Consider the following 19,975-nt stretch of genomic DNA (forward strand, 5'->3'; position numbering starts at 1 on the left):
TTTTTTTAATTATAAGATTATTATCTTAGTATAACTATCTCTATATATTGAGATGCATAAAGGAGGACTTATGAATTTACAGGAAGCATTTCAAGAGTTAACCGGATTTAGGAGCACGATGGAAAACGAATTGACAAAAGTAGGAAATGTTATGTATGATGATAGCAACAGGAATGAACGTTTCCTATATACGCATTATCAAGAAATCATGAGTGAAATTGATTATATCATGGAAAGCATTGAATATATAAACAGGCCAATTCTGAAAATGGGAGTTGTTAATTTACAGAATCAGAAGCTATGTTTAAACGATTTTGAACTTAAGGATGGTGACACAATTGAGGTCCTATCCCAAGATGAATGGCAAAAGGTTGATATATATAAAGTAAGAGGAGAATTTAGAACTGATTTCATTAATAGTATCATGCACTTATATGGAAGGATTCGTTTAACAGAAAAAGAAGCAAAGGAAAGACTTTCTTCGGAATGATGTTCTTTCATACTAATAATAAACAAAAAGAAAGGAGGCAGGCGTTGCACTCATTAATCCATTGATGGGTATTTACGTCTAAATTTTATGAAAGTAAATAAATTATTGATTGGTTTAATGGCATGTTCCATGTCATTGACCGCTTGTACGGCTACTACTGATAATACAACAATACAACCAACAGATAATCCTGCCGTTTTCCCAACGGAGTCAACCGAGGCGACACAACCAACAGAAGCAAACATAACGACAGAACCAACAGATGGGACAGAAGATACTATGAATATAGATATCGGGATGTACAAGAACTTTGTAAATAAAAATGAAAACTGGATGTTCAGTCCCTACAGCATTAAGGATGCATTTTCTTTATTGTATGAAGGAACAGAAGGAAAAGTAAAGGATGAATTTGAAACAGTCCTAGGGTTAAATGAAGAATCGGTTGCTGCAATACGTGAATATGATGCCTTTATCAAGACATCAGATACAGATTCCGTAAAAATTGCAAACCGTGCCTATGTCTCAAATGATGATAAGATACGGAATGCATTGGATATTAACGTCTTAGGACTTGATAAGGATGAAATCAAGGACCTGCAGGTGGATGATCCGAAAGCGGCAGCAGAAGATATCAATACATTTGTCAGTGATACAACGAGCGGAAAAATAGAAAATTTCATATCAGAAGATTTTATCAATGAAGATACATCCCTTATACTTGTAAATGCCCTTTACTTCAATCAATCATGGAATTTTGACAAAGGAACCATTCTATGGTCCGACGGAAAACAATATAAAGCGTTCCAGAACAAGGACTATTCACTTTCTAACATTAAGGAAGTAGATGACGGAGCTATTGATGTATTAAGGCTCAATTACATAAATGACGAAAGTGACAGGAACAATTATGCTATGACTATATTCTGTAAATCAGAAAACGCAACAGATAATCATGTTGACCAGTATTTTGAATCACTCTCCGATGATGAATTTAGGGATATCATGAATTTCAAGGATTATGAAGGATTAAAAGAATACGACAAGGCAGAATTTTATGTCCCTAATTTTGAATTCGAAAATAAATGCTCTTTGATGAATAGCCTACAGGATATGGGAATGATTGATGCCTTCAGTTCGGCGGATGGTTTTAAAAAGCTTGGCCCGGTATGTATCAGTGATGTGGTCCATGCCACTTATATAAAGACCAACGAGACAGGAACAGAGGCAGCAGCAGCAACTGGAATCGGGATGAAAATGATGAGTGCACAAATCGAAGAAAAAGTTAAAATGATAAGAGCGAATGACACATTTGTTTTCGTAATATCAGATACAGATACCGATGATATCCTCTTTATGGGAAGGGTAGTACAACCAACAGAACCGGTTAACCGATAATAAATATACAAGGGCTATGTATCAAATGTAGTCCTTTTTAAATGCGATTTACTTGGGTTATAAATCGAACCACACTAAAAACTTTATTTTCCGGCACAATTGACTATATAAGGTCAGTTAGATAAACTAAAAGTGTCTCAATGGAAGGAATATAATAAAAGGAGTAATATATGAAACAGTATGGGCAATTAGCTAGGGAAAGTATGAAATCGCAGATAGAAATTTTAAAGGATTGGGTGTCTCAGGCAGGTTTCCTCTATATGGAGAATGTAGTAAATGAAGAATACAACTTTACGATATATTTTGTGGGTACAAAAGAACAGATTGAAGAATATGAAATATATCGGCCAGGAACTTTAAACTTAGAAAGACTGGCATATTGGTTATTGACCAGGAAAATGAAAGGAATCATACTAGGGACGGATATAGAGAAGGTACAGGATGACTGTGATGCTTTTAATAATTTGATGGACAAGTTAGGACTGTTAATGCCTGAAGACGAATTGTTCGTATATGAAGTGGCTTTAGCAATCGATACGTTCATAGAAAAAAATAAGCATGACTATGCAGCAGAAGTGATTAAAGAATGTTGCAATTATATTAATCATAATAAATTAAGTAAAAAAGAGGCATAAGCCTCTTTTTATGTGTTGTCTTTATGTAAAAGTCATGCTCAGTCTTTTTCAATCGCTTCGAAACCATCACAGTATCTTAACCATACAGGATCGAAATTGAATGGATGAAAGAACCAGCCGTGAGCAATCCCATGTTCATCACCAATTGCGACAGCAAGGCGATTACTGCAACAACTATGGGTATCTCCGGGAAAATCGTGCCTATATTTGCATTTGTAACAAGCCTGTGACATATCAGCATTTTCTTTGGCTTCTGCATAGGCAATTAGTCGTTTTACATTCCATAGAATAGTTGCTTTATCCTTATCGGAAAATTTACTTAAAAAATCGTTTCCACTACCAGTATTCGCTTTAATAATTCTTACGTATTCCATCGTTTCATTCATCATTTCCATCATAAATATTCTCCTTTTATCTTCTATAGATATAATATGCATGATTATCGAAATGATAATGATGGATGTTCCTTGTTTTAACTTATTTGTAATCTGCAAAGAGCATAATATTTAAAATGATAAAAGAAGGAGATAAATATGAAGGAACATTATAACATCATTCCACCCTTAAACAAAAAAGATTTTGTTGCCTGTATCAATAAAATGCAGGATGTTGACAGGAAGATTGAGGCAATCTCAGATGTATTAAGAGAAAACTGTCCGGAATCAATTTATTGGCCTCCATCCTTACATGGCCAGCTGATTGAAGTCCTGAAGAAAATCTTTAGGGAGGACGGAAAAGAGTTTAGTTTTATTGAATACTATATTTACGATCTGAAATATGGCAAGGAGTGGTGCGAAGATTCCATCAGTATTGATGGAAAGCCCATTACATTAAAAACACCAGAAGACTTATATGAGGCATTGCTGGACGAGATGAACCGGATGTAATATGGTGTTGTGAATATGATTTAATTAGAGCCTTAAGGCTCTTTTCTATTTTCTGGCAGATAAATACAGTAGCAATTCTTTGTTAATATCACTATATAAGTGAAAAAAGTAGGTTTATATGGTAAACTTATGGAAATGGGAGGAATTTAATATGATGGAAGATGAAAAATATAAGTTTAATATCTACGTTGAAAATGCACCTATCAATCCATTGGAAAGACATACGATAAAAAAGATACTGAATGAGCAAGGAATAGGAATTGTTTTCTTGGAATATCGAGGGATTATGAATTCTGCTTTTGATGCAATTCCAATTTTTTTAAATCCTGAAATCATAAGCTTATTGGTCAGCAGTATGATGAATTTTTGAAAATGTACAAAAACGAGCACTTCACACAGGAATCCATACTTAAGGAATTAAAATATTACGCAGACATATTCCAAGCTTTTGTATATGATACTCCTAAATATCCAGAAGAAATCAATCAAATACTCAAAAAGATAAGACAGTTAAATCAGTCTACATGTTATCCCTTTTTACTGCATGTTTTTAATGACTATGAGCAGAAAGTTATTACAATAGACACATTACAAAGGACACTTAACTTGATCTTATCATACATTTTACGGAGAGTGACTTGTGGAGTACCTTCTAATTCATTACGTGGATTTTTTATAACACTTTATGGCAGAATCTTTAAGGTGACCTCAAACAAATCAAGATATTATGAGTCTATTAACAAATTTTTGTGGAGTATATCGTCACATGATGTAATCCCATCTGATAGTGAGTTTAAAAGGGTATTAGAAACATCACAAATATATCCGAGTAAAACACTATGCAAATATTTATTAATGGATATTGAAAATGGTGGAAGCAAAGAAATACTGAATACGGATTCCTTAACAATCGAACATATTATGCCTCAGACTCTAAGCTCCGAATGGAGATATATAAAAACAGAAGATCATGAAAAATATTTACATGTATTAGGAAATTTATCAGTAACCGGTTATAATTCTGAGTTATCTAATAAAAGCTTTTCTGAAAAAGTAGAGCTGATACAAGAAAATTCAAAAGCAGTTATCTTAAACAAAGACATAGTTGATAAAACAAAATGGGATATACCAGAGATTAAAAACAGAAGTAAAAGGCTAGCAGGCATCATCATGAAAAGATATCACATTGATAAAATTGATGATCCAAGTATAGAATTTGAGTATATTAAAAAAATCACAATGGAAGACGACTATAATGAAGTCACTGGTAAGAAATTAATAAGCTTTAGTTTTAATGGAGAATTATACAGACAAAATAAATTCACATTGATGTTACTGGATATGGTAAAAATATTAGATAAACAGAATCCTGGGATACTAGATACTTTGGCTGATAGAGATTATTCTTACACACCAAAATTTAAACGTCCTTACATAAGCAGGAGCACAGATAATATAATTAAACCTGAAACGTTAAAAGATAACATATACATTGAAACCCGAATCAATCCTTCTGGAATAATGAAATTTATAGAAAGTTTAATAGAAGAATTTAAAGCAGATAAATCTACGTTTTCTATTTCCGTTATTGCTGATGATTATATTGAAGATGAAGAAGAATAAAAATGCCTTTAGTAATGTAGAAAAACAACTCAGAACATGTAATAAGGCTTATCATATAAATATTTGCAAGATTAGAAAAATATCAGGCCAACTTAGGTTGGTCTCAGACTGTAGACAAAATGGTTCCTGGTGCGATGCACCCGGAACCATTTTGAATTTTATATAGAGATATATTGGTTCGAATATACAGACAAAAGAACAGGGTTTCCTTAGCCCGCCCTTTCTCCATTTCCAGATTGCCAGTTTCTTTAGATTCATACATGCAAATAAAAGGGTCAGCTCCATTGTCACTTTTGCCAATCCTCTGTACTGTGTATATCTCATTCCATGTTTTTCTTTTCCGTCTGCAAAGACTCGTTCGATGGTTTCTTTCCGTTTCTGATAGATTTCTTTCATCCCTGTCTGATGACGGATTTCCTCCACCTTTTCCATGTACCCCTCCCATACATGGCGGCTTACCACCTTTACATGGTCTTTGCTTCCTGTACATTGGTTTTGGTACGGACAATCCTTACACTTTTTTCCATCGCTTTTGTATTCTCGGTATCCATCACGGTTTGTTGTGCTGTATTTTAGGATCTGATTATTCGGGCATAAATAACAGTCAAAGTATTCATCATATACATAATCGCTTTTTCGAAAATACCCTTTCTTTGTCATTGGACGTTTATAGGGCATAACCGGAACCTTTCCTTCCTCGATTAGCGTTCTTGCGATTGCTGGTATCTTATAGCCTGCATCCATTACATAGTATTTAGGATATTTTACCCGTTCGCTTACTTTCCGGTACAGTTCCCAAAAGGATACGCTGTCGTGGACATTCCCTGCTGTCACTTCAAAATCTATGACATAATTATTTTTATCACAGCAGGTATTGGCTGCATAAGCAAACACCTGCTTGTGTTCCCCTTTGTGGAACCAGCCACTGTCGGGATCGGTAGTGCTGACCTTTTTGTTTATGGTCTCTGGCGTGGACTCTTTTTCTTTCAATGGCTTTTTCCCGTGTTCCAGCCTGTCCTTCTCTATTTCCTCCTGCAGCTCCTTTTCGTAACATCGGGCTTCTTTTTCCATGGTTTCATTCTGATATTTATGAGGGTTTGCACTGGCTTTGATGTGGGTACCATCAATAAAAAGACTTTCCGTATCCAGGAAACCACAGGCATCCACCTCCATTAGAATCCGGGAGAATATCTTTTGAAAAAGATCCGTATCCTTAAAGCGTCTGGTATAGTTCTTCCCAAAGGTAGAGAAATGAGGGATATCCTCATACAGGCCGTATCCCAGATACCAGCGGTAAGCAAGATTCACTTCAATCTCTTTGATTGTTTTGCGCATGGAAGGGATGCCAAACACGTATTGGAGGATCACGATTTTCATTAATACAACGGGATCAATGCTTTCCCTGCCATAAGGTTTGTAGAGATCTTTAACCTCGTCATAAATAAAGCTTAAATCAATGGCTTCCTCCAGCTTTCGAACCAGATGACCGGAAGGGACGAGGTCATCCAGGCTTGCAATCTGTACCTGAGAACGTTCTGAATAATCTTTTTTCCCCATCATAAGAAAAAACCTCACTTTCGTATAGTACTATTATACTACATCGAAATCCTGAGTGAAAGAAAAAAGACAACCGCCTCCTATTAGGAGGCTAGTTGTCTACAGTCTGAATTATTTTTACAAAAATAATGGTAAATTTGGTAAAAACTTTAGAAAATTATAAGAATTTATTGTTGTAAAAGATTATGAGATGCCATTATAATGGGGGAGAATGGAGCGAGATATTAATCAGGAGGAAAGAGACGTATGAAAGACGAATTCAACCACGTGGAAATAGACGGTAAAGAGGCGGACGATATCCAGGTAAAGATGGATGATGTCGTGGCCGATGCTGAGGCCTTTGCAGCGGAAGAGAAAACCGTTCAGCCGGAGCGGAACCGGAGGGGCGGGGCGAAGCCTGTACCGGTGATGGAAGAGCCGATGAGCGACGAGGATTTTAATGAAGAATTAAAAGAGCTCATGGAAGAAGACACTTCGGGCAAGAAGAAAAAAAAGAAGAAAAACGGAGAAAGAGGGCGCCGTAAAAAATGGAGCGGCAAGAAAAAAGTCCTTGTCGGCGTCGGCATCGCAGTGGTGGTTATTTTCGGAGCCTCCAAGGTGATGGGTGGAGGCAAGGCGCCCCAGATGATGGCATCTACATTCCCTCTGACCAGGGGCGAAGTGGTGGAGATGCTTTCCGTCAGCGGTCCCGTCGAGGGAACGGACAGTGTGGAGGTGGTATCCAATTTACACGCAGAGATTCTGGAGATCCCGGTAAAAGAGGGAGATCGTGTGGAAAAGGACCAGCTGCTGGCCACTCTGGATGAGAAGGAGGCGAAAAAAGAGGTTGATATCGCTCAGAATGCCTATGACCTTGCAGTTACTACATATAATGAGAAACAGATCGAGGCTGAGAACGGCTATGCCAAGGCAAAGCAGGATTACGATGCCGCCAAGGCTAATTACGACAGAACAAATGTGCTGTTCCAGTCAGGAAGCGCCTCCCAGCTGGAGCTGGAGACCGCTTCCGACGCACTGAACAATGCACAGCGCGATTTAAAGACATTTACATTAAAAGACGGCAGACCGGTAGCCAATGAATCGTATTCCCTTCAGATTGAGAACGCAGCTTTCGAACTGGACCAGAAGAAGGAACTGCTGGAAAATACGCGTGTGACCAGCCCGATCGCCGGTACGGTGGTCCGGGTCAACTGTAAGGTAGGCCGATTTGCGGATAAGACCGATGACGACAAGCCGATGTTCATTATCGAGAATCTGGACGTTCTGGAGATGAAGATCAATGTCAGCGAGTATTCCATCGGTAAAGTCCAGATTGGCCAGCCGGTAGAGATCAGCGCAGATATCTTAAACGGCGAGGTTGTGAAGGGCGAGGTGACAGCCATTTCCCCGACTGGTGAGGAAAAAGGAAACGGTTCCACGGAGCGCGTGATCCCGACGACGGTCCGCATTATTGACCAGAATACACGGTTGATTGCAGGCATTACTGCGAAGGCAAAGATCGAACTGCAGAAGGCGGAGGATGCGTGGGTCGTTCCGGTTTCCGCTCTGCTTCAGCAGCCGGATGGCAGCACCGCAATCGTAACGATAGAAGACAACATTGCCCATATGATCCCTGTGACCACCGGAGTTGAGAGTGATATTCAGGTGGAAGTGATCCCGGCGGAAGAAGGAAAACTGACCGAGGGAATGCAGATCGTTGAGACACCGGCGGCAAATCTTACAGACGGCATGACCGTTGTAGCTGTTCCGGCCGCACAGTAAAGGAGGAAGCAATATGTGGAAAAGGGAAAAAAGGCTTCCTTCCTACATGACCGAGAATGTATCGGATGACCTGATCCGGCTGGTGGATATGGTGAAGATATACGACACCGGTTCCATCAAGGTTCTGGGCCTGAAACGAATTAATCTGACCATTAAGCGGGGAGAATTTGTGGCGATCATGGGACAGTCCGGATCCGGAAAATCCACCCTGATGAACATTCTGGGGTGTCTGGACCGCCCGACCATGGGCCATTACTACCTGGATGGAATCGATACGGCCGACATGAGTCCCGACGCGCTGTCTGCGATCCGGAACAGAAAGATCGGCTTCGTATTTCAGTCCTTCAACCTGATTTCGAGAACATCGGCACTGAAGAACGTAGAACTGCCCATGACGTATGCCCATAAATCCAAGAAAATGCGGGAACAGCGCGCGCTGGAGCTTCTGGAGCGCGTGGGCCTGGGAGAGCGGTATGAACACATGCCGAACGAACTCTCCGGCGGACAGCGGCAGAGAGTCGCCATCGCCAGGGCGCTGGCCAATGAACCGCCGCTGATTCTGGCGGATGAGCCGACCGGTAACTTAGACACTGCGTCTTCCGTGGAGATCATGGAGCTGTTTTCCAGGCTGCACAAGGAAGGCGCCACGGTCGTTGTGGTTACCCATGAGGAAGACATCGCCGCATTTACGGAGCGGATTATCCGGTTCCGGGATGGCCAGGTGGTGAGTGATAAGAGAAATGTTCCGAAGGAGCTTACGGAAGAGGAAGCAGTTAAAATGAAGAAAGAAGGGACGCCATGCTGCTAGAAAATATGACCATGGCGCTCCATGCCATCCGGTCTAACAAGATGCGCTCTTTCCTTACCATGCTGGGAATCATCATCGGTATCGCGTCGGTGATCGCCATCGTTTCCGTCGGTGACAGCATGCGGTCCCTCTATGCGGATGCCTATAAAAACGTGGGTGTGAACCGGGCCATCGTGATGGTATCCTGGCGTGTCGATGATTTTCGAATGAGCGATTATTTCACCCTGGATGAACTGGACCGGGCGAAGGAAGTGTTTCATGACAAGATATCCTATATGGACAGCGACGCCTATGCCAGCACCGAGGCAGTTTATGGAAGAAACAAGGTTAAATACGAGTTCCAGGGGATTGATTACAATTATACGAAGGTGCAGCCCACGAACATTATTTACGGCCGTGAATTGAGCGAGGCCGATGTAAGAGGGCGCAGGAATAACGTCGTGCTGGAAGACAAGGGCGCGGAGCAGTTGTTTGGTACAGCTAACTGTGTCGGCAAAACGTTCCGTATGACAATCAATAAAACCACCGAGGAATATACGGTGGTAGGCGTCTACCGCAAGGATTTGTCGCCGCTGGAGGCGATGATGATGGGGAACGGCCAGACACAGTCGGGCTTTATACCCTATACGATTCTCACCCGCCCCAGCGATTATTTTCAGGATTTGAACTTCTACGTGAAGGACGGCGTGGACATGAAGACATTTCTGCCTGAGATTGCCCGCTACGTTGCAAAGATAAAAGGAAGGCCGGTAACGGATATCATGACCCAGTCTGTCGTGGAACAGATGGGAAGCGTGGACAGCGTGCTCGGCGGAATGTCTGCCGCGGTAGGCGGCATAGCAGCGATTTCCCTGCTGGTAGGCGGCATTGGTATCATGAATATCATGATGGTATCCGTGACGGAGCGTACCAGGGAGATCGGAATCAGGAAGGCTCTGGGGGCCCGCACCGGCGATATTATGATGCAGTTTTTGACAGAGTCGGCGCTTATGTCGGCCTGCGGAGGCGTGATCGGAATTCTGCTGGGAGTGGGGATTGTCATGATCGGCGGAAGCGCCATGGGGATGGTCCCTGTTGTGAAGGTGTCCGTAATCATTGTGGCGGTCGGATTTTCCGCCCTGGTTGGAATCTTCTTTGGCCTGTATCCAGCATCCAAGGCGGCAAAGGCCGATCCTATCGATGCGCTGCGCTATGAATAGGGAAGGGAGAGACCATCATGCTGCTTGAAAATATGTTTATGGCACTGCATGCCATCAAAGCGAATAAGATGCGTTCCTTTCTCACCATGCTGGGAATCATCATCGGTATCGGTTCGGTGATTGCGATCGTGTCCATCGGTGACACCATGCGTTCCATGGTAGCCGATTTATATGCCAATGTGGGTATGACACGGGCGATCATCTATATCTGGCCATCCGACGGCGGAGATATGCGGGACAGCGATTACTTTAATTTAGAGCAAATGGAACGGATTAAAGAAGTATTTCATGACGATATTGAGTATATGGATACCAACGCCTACTACAGCAGTGAAGCGCTGTTCGGCCGGAAAAAAGTGAAATTCCAGTTCCAGGGTATCGATTACAATTATCCTGACGTACAGAAGATCAACATTTTATACGGACGGAATTTAAATGAGGCTGATATCAAGGGGCGCAAAAAGAATGTGGTTCTGGAAGCGCAGGGCGCGCTGGAACTCTTCGGAACGGAAAATGCCGTTGGCAAGACGCTGCGGACCACGGTCTACGGCGAGACGGACGATTATAATGTAGTAGGAGTCTATAAAAAAGAGATGACGCCGTTCGAAGCGATGATGATGTCCATGATGCCGGGGCAGACGAAGGAGGGATTTATCCCGTACACAATCCTTTCGTGGCCCAACGATTATCTGTTCCAGCTGAACTTTTATGCGAAGGAAGGGACGGATATGAACGAACTGTCCGGGCGTATGGTCCCTTATCTTGCAAGGCTTAAGGACCGGCAGCCGGCTGATGTGACATTTTATTCTGCGCTTGACGAGATGAAGGGGAACGACAGCATGATGAGCAGCCTGTCCGCCGCTGTAGGCGGGATAGCGGCCATTTCTCTGCTGGTCGGAGGAATCGGAATCATGAATATCATGCTGGTGTCCGTAACGGAAAGAACCAGAGAAATCGGAATCAGAAAGGCCCTTGGGGCGAAGACGCGGGATGTTATGATACAGTTTTTGACGGAATCCGCAATTCTGTCTGCATTGGGAGGCATTCTCGGCGTGGTGATCGGCGCGGGGCTGGTCATGGGCGGCGGCGCGATGTTCGGGATTTCCGTGGTAGTGAAACCCCAGGTCGTCGTCGTGGCGGTTGGATTTTCCGCTCTGGTCGGCCTGTTCTTTGGCCTGTATCCGGCGTCAAAGGCGGCGAAAAAAGACCCGATCGACGCGCTGCGGTACGAATAAAAGATTTCGGAATCATGAAGAAATATGTGTATGTGGCCGGGGATTTTCCTGTATTTTACAGGGGTATCCCCGGTTTTGAACTTTACAAAATTATAAAAATCTCCAGATGGGTCTCGCCAAGTAAAAAGTTCTATGCTATAATAAGATGATATGTTATGGTGTATTGAGGAGAGCCTATGCTGAGTGAAGAAAAAATCAAAATCATGACGAACCTCGCCATGTTCGAGAAAAAAGAGGGGAACAGGATATTTCCCGTAAACCGGTATTTTAAAAGTGATTATATCAGCAGCAAACTGCTGCGTTCCTTTTTCAGTTATACCCTGAGTTTCCTTTTGGGTCTTGTCTTATGGGTGCTCTGCGATATTGAGAAGTGGCTGAATGTCATGTGGATCGAGAGTCTCATTGAACTGGGCATGAAGGTGGGCGTGATCTATCTGGCCGGACTGGTGGTATACCTCATCATAAGCCTGTGCATTTATGCGAGGCGATACGACTACGCGAGCCGCGGGATGAAGGTCTATATGGCAAAACTGAAGAGGCTGGACAAACGGTATGAAGGTAATTCCAGACCCGGAACGCGGACTAAAGGAGGACGGACCCAATGATGAGTCTTCTTGTTTTCAAGGAACGATTAAAGGAATTTTATGCAAAGTTTGACATTTATATCACGCCGGTAATCAAGTTTGTATACAGTTACCTTGCGTTCTGGCTGATGAACCGGAATATCGGTTTCATGGCAAAGCTCACGAATCCGCTGGTTCCTCTGGTACTGGCGCTGGCTTGTTCGTTTCTGCCATACAGCGCGATCAGCTTTCTGGCGGCGGCGTTTATGCTGGCCCACTTATGGGCGGTATCCTTTGAGGTGACACTGGTTATGGCGGTGTTTGTCCTGGTGGTTGCACTTTTATACTACGGCTTCCATCCCGGTGACAGCTGTCTTCTGATCCTCACACCGATCTTTTTCGTACTGAAGATTCCGTACGCGATTCCACTGATTGTCGGCCTTTCAGGCGGCATGATATCCGTGATTCCGGTGGGCTGCGGCATTTTTATCTATTATACGCTTCTGTATGTCAAACAGAACGCGGGGGTTCTGACCAATGAGATATCAGCCGATATGATGCAGCGCTTTTCCCAGATCGTGAAGAGCCTCTTCGGCAATAAGCTGATGTTAGTGCTGATTGCGGCTTTTGCGGCTGCGATCATTGTAGTGTTCATTCTTAAGAATATGTCTTTCGACTACTCCTGGATCATCGCTATTGTGGCGGGAACCATCGCCCAGCTGGTGGTGATTTTTATCGGAGATATTACCATGGATGTATCAGTTCCGGTAAGTGAGCTCATTATAGGAGTGGTGGTTTCTTTAATCCTGTCGGGGATTTATACGTTTTTCGTCTTCGCAGTGGATTATTCGCGGACCGAATACGTTCAGTTTGAGGATGACGATTATTATTATTACGTGAAGGTGGTGCCGAAGATGACGGTGAGCACGCCTGACGTAAAAGTTCAAAAAATAAATGCCAGAAAACTCCAGAGACCACAGCGTTAGGCGAAACTGGAAAAAGGGAGGTGGACTTTCGTGGCAGATATTATAGATGGATTATATTCCTGGGTTTCTTTCTTACCAAGGATAACCAAGACGAATCTCGTTGAGATTATTATCATAGCGATACTGCTTTATGAGCTGCTTGTCTGGATTATGAATACGAGAGCCTGGACTCTCTTAAAAGGAATACTGTTAATACTGTTTTTCTATGTGCTGACCTATATCTTCCGTCTTGATAATATCAAGTGGATTTTAAATACGATAGCGACGCCGGCGGTGACGATGGCGATCGTGATCTTTCAGCCGGAGCTTCGAAAGGCGCTGGAACAGCTGGGAAGCAGAAACCCGCTTACAGGAATTCTTACCTTTGATGACGGAAAGGACAATTCCGCATTTACCGACCGGACGATCAACGAGCTGGTGAAAGCTACTTTTGAGATGGCCAAGGTGAAGACGGGAGCGCTCATGGTGATTGAGCGCGGCGACTCTTTAAAGGAGATCGAACGAACCGGCATTGAGATTAACGGTCTGGTGTCAAGCCAGCTTCTGATTAATATATTCGAACACAACACACCACTCCACGATGGGGCGGTGGTCATACACGGTAACCGGGTGGCGGCTGCGACATGCTACTTACCGCTGTCCGACAACATGTCCATCAGCAAGGAACTGGGAACGAGGCACCGTGCCGCGGTCGGCGTCAGCGAGGTAACAGACAGTCTGACCATCGTGGTGTCTGAGGAGACGGGGCGTGTCTCTGTCGCTTCGGAAGGCGGCTTAAAGCGCGCGGTTGACGCGGATGCGCTGCGGGAACTGCTTATGGATATCAAACACGTGGAAGGAGAAGGCAGCAGATTTAAGATATTGAAGGGAAGGCGGAAAAATGAAGGAAAAGTTGCTAAATAATCTCGGCCTGAAAGTCGTTTCTCTCGTTCTTGCCTTTGTTATCTGGATGGCGATTGTTAATATTTCCAATCCCGTTGTTTCCGGACAGCCGTTTACAATTCCGGTGGATGTCCGTAATGAGGAAATCCTGGATAATGCCAATCTGACGTATGAAATTATCGGCAAGGACAGCGTTACGGTGAGTTACCAGGTAAACACGAGAAACAGCTCGCTGTTTCGGGAATCCGATTTCAGCGCGTATATTGATTTAAAGGACTATAACGATGTGACAGGCGCGGTGCCGGTTACCATAGAGGTCAACAAAAACAAAGTATCCCTGATCAGAAACGGGGAAGTGACGGCGAAGCCGATGGTTCTCCATGTGAAAACGGAAGCCATGCAGAATAAGAAGTTCGACTTAAAGGTGAATTACGTAGGAGAGGTGGAAGACGGTTACGCGTCAGGAATTACCACCCTGTCCTCCGATTACGTGGTGGCGCGCGCGCCGGAATCCGTGATTGGCAAGATTGCGTCGATCGGTATTGAGATTAACCGGGAAGGTGCCAACGCGGACTTAGACGGCTACGTAACGCCCAAGTGCTATGACGCGAACGATAAAGAACTGACGGATCTCGGAGATGAACTGACGATTACTCCGGAAAGCATCCACTATAACATGGCGATCCTGAAGGCCAAGGAACTGACACTGAATTTCGAAGTGAAGGGAACTGTGGCCCCCGGCTACCGGTTCACAGGAGTGGAGAGCGACTTGAAATCCGTTCCCGTGGTTGCGACGAAGTCAGTGCTGGCGTCTGTCAATGCGCTATCTGTTGTCGATGACAAGCTTACCATCGACGGAGCGACTACAGACAAGGTGATCCATCTTGATCTGAACGATTATCTGCCTCCGAGCACGACGATCGCACCGAATGCCCAGAGCCAGGTGACGGTTACCTTAAAGGTAGAACCACTGACTACAAAGTCCTACACTCTTAAGCTGGCCGATTTAGCCAGCAGTGGTTCAGACCCTGATTATGAGTATACCTTCAGCAAGGACAGCGTGGATGTGACGGTCAGGGGGCTGAAGGAAGATTTGGATACACTGGATATCAGGGATTTGAATGCAGCACTCGATATGACCGGCCTGGAGCCTGGAACCCATGCAGGTAAGCTTACCTTCGAGGTGGGAGAAGGGTTTGAAGTGGTGAATTATTCTGACTTTGAAGTGACGGTTGTCTCTGATAACGAGGATGAGAGTGAAGGCCCTGGACAGACGACAGCTGACCAGGAGACGGATGAACCAGCAACCGCCGGTACTTCAAAAAAAGCAGCAGAATAAGAATCAGTAACGATGTGTGGAGGGATAGAATATGGTCAGTGCTAAAGTTGTCATAAAGAATCCTACCGGCCTTCATTTACGGCCGGCGGGGATTCTTTGTAAGGAAGCTATGAACTTCAAGTCTTCGGTGAATTTTCGTTTTAAGAATACCACCGCCAATGCAAAGAGCGTGCTCAGTGTATTGGGCGCCTGCGTAAAAAGCGGCGATGAGATTGAATTCGTCTGTGAGGGAGTGGACGAAAAAGAGGCTCTGGCTGCCATGGTTCAGGCTGTCGAAGACGGACTGGGCGAATAAATCTATTTTATAATTAATAAGGAGGTCTTGTTATGATGAAAGGAACAAGCGCATCTGCAGGTATCGGCATTGGGAAAGCCGCTATAGTGGAAGAGACAGAACTGGTGATTAAGAAGGAGACGATCTCCGATGCAGCAGCCGAGAAGGAACGTTTTCATGCGGCCCTAAATCAGGCGATGGAGGAGACGGATGCTCTGGCTAAGGATCTGGCTACGAGAGTGGGAGAGAAGGAGGCCGAGATTTTAAACGGTCATTTAATGCTTCTTTCTGATCCGATGCTGACAGGCGAGATTGAGAACACGATCGCAGGGGAGAATGCGTGCAGTGAATACGCGATCGAGAGCGTCTGCAACATGTATGCCGATATGTTCGCGTCCATGGGAGACGAGCTGATGCAGCAGAGAGCAACCGATATGCGTGATATCAAGACACGTATGCAGAAGATCTTACTCGGTGTCAGTTCCGTGGATATCGCCTCACTGCCGGCTGGCAGCATCATCGTTGCAAAGGATTTAACCCCATCCATGACGGCCGGTATCAATCCGGACAATGTATGTGGTATTGTAACGGAATTAGGCGGAAAGACCTCTCACAGCGCGATTCTGGCAAGAGCCCTGGAGATCCCGGCGGTGGTTGCGGTAGAGGGTTTCTTAAACAATGTAAAAGACGGAGATACTGTGGTACTGGACGGATCGGAAGGAATCGTATTCGTGAATCCGGAGGAAACGGTCACTGCGGAATATGAGACAAAGAGAACCGCTTATTTAAAAGAAAAGAAGGAACTGGACCAGTATATCGGCAAGCCAACTGTAACGAAGGATGGCGTGACCATCGAACTGGTGGCCAACATCGGCAAACCGGAAGATGTGGACAAGGTTCTTCAGTACGACGCAGAAGGCATTGGCCTGTTCCGTACAGAATTCCTGTTTATGGACCGGAATTCCATGCCGACTGAGGACGAGCAGTTTGAGGCGTATCAGAAGGTAGCCATTGCCATGAACGGCAAGCCTGTGATTATCCGAACACTGGATATCGGCGGCGACAAAGAGATTCCATATATGGGATTAAAGAAAGATGAAAATCCATTCCTGGGCTACCGGGCCATCCGATTCTGCCTGGACCGCAGGGAAGATGTATACAGACCGCAGCTTCGTGCGCTTCTGCGCGCAAGTGCGTTCGGCAATATCAAGATCATGGTTCCGATGGTAACATGCCTGGAGGAATTCCGGGAAGCGAAGGCTATGATCGAAGAAGTGAAGGCAGAGCTTGATTTAAAGGGAATTGCCTATAAGAGAGATATCCAGGTGGGTATCATGGTGGAGACCGCAGCCGCGTCCTTAATGGCCGATGCGTTCGCGAAGGAAGTGGATTTCTTCAGCATCGGAACAAACGACTTAACACAGTACACCATGTCGGTAGACAGAGGAAATGACAAGGTATCCTACCTTTACTCTCCGTTAAATCCGGCTGTACTCCGCAGCATCCGCCACATCATCCAGTGCGGCCGCAAGGAGGGCATCATGGTAGGCATGTGCGGCGAAGCGGCCAGCGATCCGCTGATGATTCCGCTGCTGCTGGCCTTTGGCTTAAATGAGTTCAGTATGAGCGCATCCGCAGTCTTAAACGCAAGAAAGCTGATCACAGGCTACAGCATCGCAGAACTGCAGTCCATCGCCGATCAAGCCATGTCATTCGTGACAGCGGGCGAAGTTGAGGCATACATGCGCGAACAGCAGTGAGCAGTGCGAAAAAGAGCAGGGTCAAGCTGAATTTACGAATTATAAAATCCTGAAAGGAAGGCAGCTGTCGCATTGGCGGCTGCCTTCCTGTGATGAAGGAGACAAACTAATATGGGTGTATATCTGATTTGTTACGCAGCCAGTTATCTGTTTGCGAGGGCGGGGTATTACTGGCTTTCGGGCCTTGTTCTTATCCTGGCGGCTGTCTGGCTGTACTGGTACGATTATAAGAGGACGGAGAATATCATTCATCTTCGCGGGCTTTTCTCCCTGTTCTGGGTTGGAGGACAGGGGATTGCGTGTCTGAAGCTGTCTGAGCTGTCGTCGGACTGGAATATAGTCACATGGCTCTGTTTCCTGGTAGCGCTTTTAGGCTTCTGGGTGACGTATGAGTTCCTGATGAGGGCTCAGGGAGAGTCGGGAGGCCAGCGTTCCAGATGGTTTAATTTTCAGGGCTATGAGAGGCCGCTGTTCTGGTCCATGGTCATCGTTACCGCGGTGTCCCTGGGTGCGTTTCTGGCAGAGGCCCTGATCCTGGGATTCATTCCGTTTTTCGTACGGGGCGTGCCGCATGCGTATTCGACCTTCCATATCACGGGAGTTCACTATTTTACGGTTTCATGTGTCCTGGTGCCGGCGCTGTCCGTGCTCTACTTCTGTATCGAGCAGGGACGGAACGGCGTGCGTATGATGCTGGTGATCCTCATGGATCTGATCGCCTGTGCGATTCCTGTCCTCTGCGTGTCCCGTTTCCAGCTGATTCTGGCTGTTGGACTGGCAGTGCTCACGTATATCGCCATGGACAACCGGCTGAAGATTTCTTACGCCATAGGCCTTGTGCTGGGAATGATTCCCATCTATGTGCTGCTGACCTTTGCGAGAGGCCATGACGTTTCGTATTTAAATGGAATCTTCCAGATGAAGAACAGCGAGATGCCGATCTTTGTCACACAGCCTTACATGTATATTGCCAATAACTACGATAACTTTAACTGTATGGTGGAATGGCTTCCATCCCATACCTTCGGCCTTCGGATGCTGTTCCCCCTGTGGGCGCTGACCGGACTCAAGTTCCTGGTTCCCTCCCTGGTGGATTTTCCGATCTATGTGACGAAGGAGGAGCTGACGACGGTAACGCTGTTTTACGATTCCTTCTATGATTTTGGAATCATCGGCGTCGTTCTGTTTGCCTGTATTCTGGGCGCGGTTGCATTTCTGCTGGTCCGGATGATGAAGCGGATACGCAATCCGGTGGGCTATCTGTTTTATGCCCAGTTTGCGATGTATCTGGTGCTGTCCTTCTTCACCACATGGTTCAGCAATCCGGCCACCTGGTTTTATTTGATTATTACAGGCCTGCTGTGGGGCTTCTGCTCCTGGCGTAATGACGGAAGACACGGGTAATCCTGAGAGGCGGGATAACCCCGTGTCTTTCGCCTGTTCTCCGGCACAAAGTGCCTTCGAACAATTTTGTATTGCAGATATTTACAGAAAGAGGAGTAAGCAATGGAAAAAGAAGATATCAGAGTAACACACGTCATCATACATATTCTGGATTCCACCGTGGGGACGGCGGTGATGTCAGGGGGCCTTTTGGAGCACGGATCCGATTTTTCCGATTTTGTGAGAAGCCATATTTACCGGGTCATGACCAGCGACGAGGGAAAATCCTGTCAGTTTGACGGGGATTCTCCGGTTTACCAGATGGTCTCGGAGATGGATGAGGACACGTTTATCCAGAAGTCTCAGGAGATCGCCCAGAAGCTGTTTGATATCATGTATTCCAATATCGATATTCCGTCCGCGGATTTGATGGTAGTGCGGTACGACGCGGGACAGCAGTGCGGAATTGCCCTGCTTAAGATGAACTATAAGTCCTCCTATACTCATATGACGAACTATACGGAAAATGGAAACTGCAACGACATTATCCGGCAGAATGCCATTCTTCCGGCGGAAAATCAGAAGCTGGCGGAGGCGTGTCTGATCGACTTAAATGATTACTCTCTGCGTGTGATGGAGAAAAAGTATGAGGTCAACGGGGTGAAGACCAATTACTTCTCCCAGATGTTTTTGCAGTGCCACGGCAGCATGTCTCCGAAAACGGAGCTTTCGATCGTAACCAAGGCAGTGGAACAGGTGCAGAAGGGATATTATGATGAGTCTGAGCAGTGGGAAGCCCACATGGAGGCGAAGAGCATCTTAAGCCAGGAGCTGGCGGAGCAGGGCAGCATCGACATTCCCACCGTAGCGGAAAAGATTTTCCACGAAAAACCAGAACTGAAGGAAGAATTTACGGAGAAGATGGAAAAATATAATCTTTCGGAAAAACAGGTGACACCTCAGAACCCATCCACCACCAAAAAATTCGAAAAACAGTATCTGACCACCGATACCGGTATCGAGATTAAGATTCCCATGGAGGAATATCAGAACAGAAACTCTGTGGAATTTATTACGAACGCGGATGGGAGCATATCCGTGCTGATTAAAAACATAGGGAGCATTACCAGCAGGTAATGCTCCCTATGTTCAGACTGTAGACAAAATGGTTCCTGGTGCGATGCACCCGGAACCATTT

At 45.1% G+C, this 19,975-nt stretch carries 20 protein-coding genes; 18 read left to right on the top strand and 2 right to left on the bottom strand.

Annotation, left to right across the window (positions count from 1 at the left end):
• Window positions 1-70 precede the first annotated feature (70 nt).
• From ACLTD4_RS25855 to ACLTD4_RS25865, 3 genes are all read left to right on the top strand, one after another.
• Window positions 71-490 (top strand): hypothetical protein, encoded by a 420-nt coding sequence (locus ACLTD4_RS25855; RefSeq protein WP_412331666.1) that lies wholly within the window; start codon window positions 71-73, stop codon window positions 488-490.
• Between the two features lie 87 nt (window positions 491-577).
• A complete protein-coding gene (locus tag ACLTD4_RS25860; RefSeq protein WP_412331667.1) occupies window positions 578-1,885 on the top strand; it encodes a serpin family protein in 1,308 nt (435 codons plus the stop codon).
• A 170-nt stretch (window positions 1,886-2,055) separates the two neighbouring features.
• Complete coding sequence (locus tag ACLTD4_RS25865) at window positions 2,056-2,520, top strand: hypothetical protein (RefSeq protein WP_412331668.1); 465 nt, start codon at window positions 2,056-2,058, stop codon at window positions 2,518-2,520.
• A 38-nt stretch (window positions 2,521-2,558) separates the two neighbouring features.
• Here ACLTD4_RS25865 and ACLTD4_RS25870 read toward each other — a convergent pair whose 3' ends face one another.
• Window positions 2,559-2,918, bottom strand: coding sequence for a hypothetical protein (locus ACLTD4_RS25870; protein ID WP_412331669.1), 360 nt, complete (start codon window positions 2,916-2,918; stop codon window positions 2,559-2,561).
• A 135-nt stretch (window positions 2,919-3,053) separates the two neighbouring features.
• Here ACLTD4_RS25870 and ACLTD4_RS25875 point away from each other — a divergent pair, with 135 nt between their 5' ends.
• The 3 genes from ACLTD4_RS25875 (at window position 3,054) to ACLTD4_RS25885 (ending at window position 5,030) form a co-directional block, all read left to right on the top strand.
• Entirely contained in the window at window positions 3,054-3,407 is a 354-nt protein-coding gene (locus tag ACLTD4_RS25875) for a hypothetical protein (protein ID WP_412331670.1), read from the top strand.
• A 151-nt stretch (window positions 3,408-3,558) separates the two neighbouring features.
• Entirely contained in the window at window positions 3,559-3,777 is a 219-nt protein-coding gene (locus ACLTD4_RS25880; protein ID WP_412331671.1) for a hypothetical protein, read from the top strand.
• Between the two features lie 2 nt (window positions 3,778-3,779).
• Complete coding sequence (locus tag ACLTD4_RS25885) at window positions 3,780-5,030, top strand: HNH endonuclease family protein (protein WP_412331672.1); 1,251 nt, start codon at window positions 3,780-3,782, stop codon at window positions 5,028-5,030.
• A 51-nt stretch (window positions 5,031-5,081) separates the two neighbouring features.
• Here ACLTD4_RS25885 and ACLTD4_RS25890 read toward each other — a convergent pair whose 3' ends face one another.
• The gene (locus ACLTD4_RS25890; protein WP_412331673.1) at window positions 5,082-6,590 is read right to left on the bottom strand and encodes an IS1182 family transposase; all 1,509 of its coding nucleotides are present in this window, start codon (window positions 6,588-6,590) and stop codon (window positions 5,082-5,084) included.
• A gap of 243 nt (window positions 6,591-6,833) precedes the next feature.
• On the opposite strand from ACLTD4_RS25890, the gene ACLTD4_RS25895 reads away from it, so the two are divergent.
• From ACLTD4_RS25895 to ACLTD4_RS25950, 12 genes are all read left to right on the top strand, one after another.
• Window positions 6,834-8,348, top strand: coding sequence for an efflux RND transporter periplasmic adaptor subunit (locus tag ACLTD4_RS25895; RefSeq protein ID WP_117624512.1), 1,515 nt, complete (start codon window positions 6,834-6,836; stop codon window positions 8,346-8,348).
• A 13-nt stretch (window positions 8,349-8,361) separates the two neighbouring features.
• A complete protein-coding gene (locus ACLTD4_RS25900; protein ID WP_070102516.1) occupies window positions 8,362-9,156 on the top strand; it encodes an ABC transporter ATP-binding protein in 795 nt (264 codons plus the stop codon).
• Complete coding sequence (locus ACLTD4_RS25905) at window positions 9,147-10,355, top strand: ABC transporter permease (protein WP_117624513.1); 1,209 nt, start codon at window positions 9,147-9,149, stop codon at window positions 10,353-10,355. Before ACLTD4_RS25900 ends, ACLTD4_RS25905 begins: the two co-directional genes overlap by 10 nt.
• Window positions 10,356-10,372: 17 nt before the next feature.
• Entirely contained in the window at window positions 10,373-11,590 is a 1,218-nt protein-coding gene (locus tag ACLTD4_RS25910; RefSeq protein ID WP_055658670.1) for an ABC transporter permease, read from the top strand.
• 176 nt (window positions 11,591-11,766) lie between these two features.
• On the top strand, window positions 11,767-12,195 hold the full coding sequence (locus ACLTD4_RS25915) for a hypothetical protein (protein ID WP_055658672.1): 429 nt from the start codon (window positions 11,767-11,769) through the stop codon (window positions 12,193-12,195).
• Window positions 12,192-13,139 (top strand): ABC transporter permease, encoded by a 948-nt coding sequence (locus ACLTD4_RS25920; RefSeq protein WP_117624514.1) that lies wholly within the window; start codon window positions 12,192-12,194, stop codon window positions 13,137-13,139. The genes ACLTD4_RS25915 and ACLTD4_RS25920 overlap by 4 nt, the downstream gene beginning before the upstream one ends.
• A 30-nt stretch (window positions 13,140-13,169) precedes the next feature.
• Entirely contained in the window at window positions 13,170-14,042 is an 873-nt protein-coding gene (gene cdaA, locus ACLTD4_RS25925; RefSeq protein WP_002603147.1) for a diadenylate cyclase CdaA, read from the top strand.
• A complete protein-coding gene (locus tag ACLTD4_RS25930; RefSeq protein ID WP_055658673.1) occupies window positions 14,020-15,360 on the top strand; it encodes a YbbR-like domain-containing protein in 1,341 nt (446 codons plus the stop codon). The genes cdaA and ACLTD4_RS25930 overlap by 23 nt, the downstream gene beginning before the upstream one ends.
• A gap of 31 nt (window positions 15,361-15,391) precedes the next feature.
• The gene (locus ACLTD4_RS25935; protein WP_002603149.1) at window positions 15,392-15,655 is read left to right on the top strand and encodes an HPr family phosphocarrier protein; all 264 of its coding nucleotides are present in this window, start codon (window positions 15,392-15,394) and stop codon (window positions 15,653-15,655) included.
• A gap of 32 nt (window positions 15,656-15,687) precedes the next feature.
• Window positions 15,688-17,394, top strand: a complete 1,707-nt coding sequence (gene ptsP / locus ACLTD4_RS25940; RefSeq protein ID WP_055658675.1) for a phosphoenolpyruvate--protein phosphotransferase — start codon at window positions 15,688-15,690, stop codon at window positions 17,392-17,394.
• A 111-nt stretch (window positions 17,395-17,505) separates the two neighbouring features.
• Window positions 17,506-18,798: an O-antigen polymerase gene (locus ACLTD4_RS25945; RefSeq protein WP_055658677.1), complete on the top strand. Its 1,293-nt coding sequence runs from the start codon at window positions 17,506-17,508 to the stop codon at window positions 18,796-18,798.
• 102 nt (window positions 18,799-18,900) lie between these two features.
• Entirely contained in the window at window positions 18,901-19,914 is a 1,014-nt protein-coding gene (locus ACLTD4_RS25950) for a nucleoid-associated protein (protein ID WP_002603152.1), read from the top strand.
• Window positions 19,915-19,975: the final 61 nt, after the last annotated feature.

The sequence above is a fragment of the Hungatella sp. genome, from assembly GCF_046966825.1.

Coding starts and splice junctions, on each gene's coding strand:
- ACLTD4_RS25930 (WP_055658673.1), top strand. CDS start 14,020: ATGAAGGAAAAGTTGCTAAATAATCTCGGCCTGAAAGTCGTTTCTCTC.
- ptsP (WP_055658675.1), top strand. CDS start 15,688: ATGATGAAAGGAACAAGCGCATCTGCAGGTATCGGCATTGGGAAAGCC.
- ACLTD4_RS25910 (WP_055658670.1), top strand. CDS start 10,373: ATGCTGCTTGAAAATATGTTTATGGCACTGCATGCCATCAAAGCGAAT.
- ACLTD4_RS25935 (WP_002603149.1), top strand. CDS start 15,392: ATGGTCAGTGCTAAAGTTGTCATAAAGAATCCTACCGGCCTTCATTTA.
- ACLTD4_RS25890 (WP_412331673.1), bottom strand. CDS start 6,590: ATGATGGGGAAAAAAGATTATTCAGAACGTTCTCAGGTACAGATTGCA.
- ACLTD4_RS25920 (WP_117624514.1), top strand. CDS start 12,192: ATGATGAGTCTTCTTGTTTTCAAGGAACGATTAAAGGAATTTTATGCA.
- ACLTD4_RS25880 (WP_412331671.1), top strand. CDS start 3,559: ATGATGGAAGATGAAAAATATAAGTTTAATATCTACGTTGAAAATGCA.
- ACLTD4_RS25870 (WP_412331669.1), bottom strand. CDS start 2,918: ATGATGGAAATGATGAATGAAACGATGGAATACGTAAGAATTATTAAA.
- ACLTD4_RS25900 (WP_070102516.1), top strand. CDS start 8,362: ATGTGGAAAAGGGAAAAAAGGCTTCCTTCCTACATGACCGAGAATGTA.
- ACLTD4_RS25860 (WP_412331667.1), top strand. CDS start 578: ATGAAAGTAAATAAATTATTGATTGGTTTAATGGCATGTTCCATGTCA.
- ACLTD4_RS25945 (WP_055658677.1), top strand. CDS start 17,506: ATGGGTGTATATCTGATTTGTTACGCAGCCAGTTATCTGTTTGCGAGG.
- ACLTD4_RS25885 (WP_412331672.1), top strand. CDS start 3,780: ATGTACAAAAACGAGCACTTCACACAGGAATCCATACTTAAGGAATTA.
- ACLTD4_RS25895 (WP_117624512.1), top strand. CDS start 6,834: ATGAAAGACGAATTCAACCACGTGGAAATAGACGGTAAAGAGGCGGAC.
- ACLTD4_RS25875 (WP_412331670.1), top strand. CDS start 3,054: ATGAAGGAACATTATAACATCATTCCACCCTTAAACAAAAAAGATTTT.
- ACLTD4_RS25855 (WP_412331666.1), top strand. CDS start 71: ATGAATTTACAGGAAGCATTTCAAGAGTTAACCGGATTTAGGAGCACG.
- ACLTD4_RS25865 (WP_412331668.1), top strand. CDS start 2,056: ATGAAACAGTATGGGCAATTAGCTAGGGAAAGTATGAAATCGCAGATA.
- ACLTD4_RS25950 (WP_002603152.1), top strand. CDS start 18,901: ATGGAAAAAGAAGATATCAGAGTAACACACGTCATCATACATATTCTG.
- ACLTD4_RS25905 (WP_117624513.1), top strand. CDS start 9,147: ATGCTGCTAGAAAATATGACCATGGCGCTCCATGCCATCCGGTCTAAC.
- ACLTD4_RS25915 (WP_055658672.1), top strand. CDS start 11,767: ATGCTGAGTGAAGAAAAAATCAAAATCATGACGAACCTCGCCATGTTC.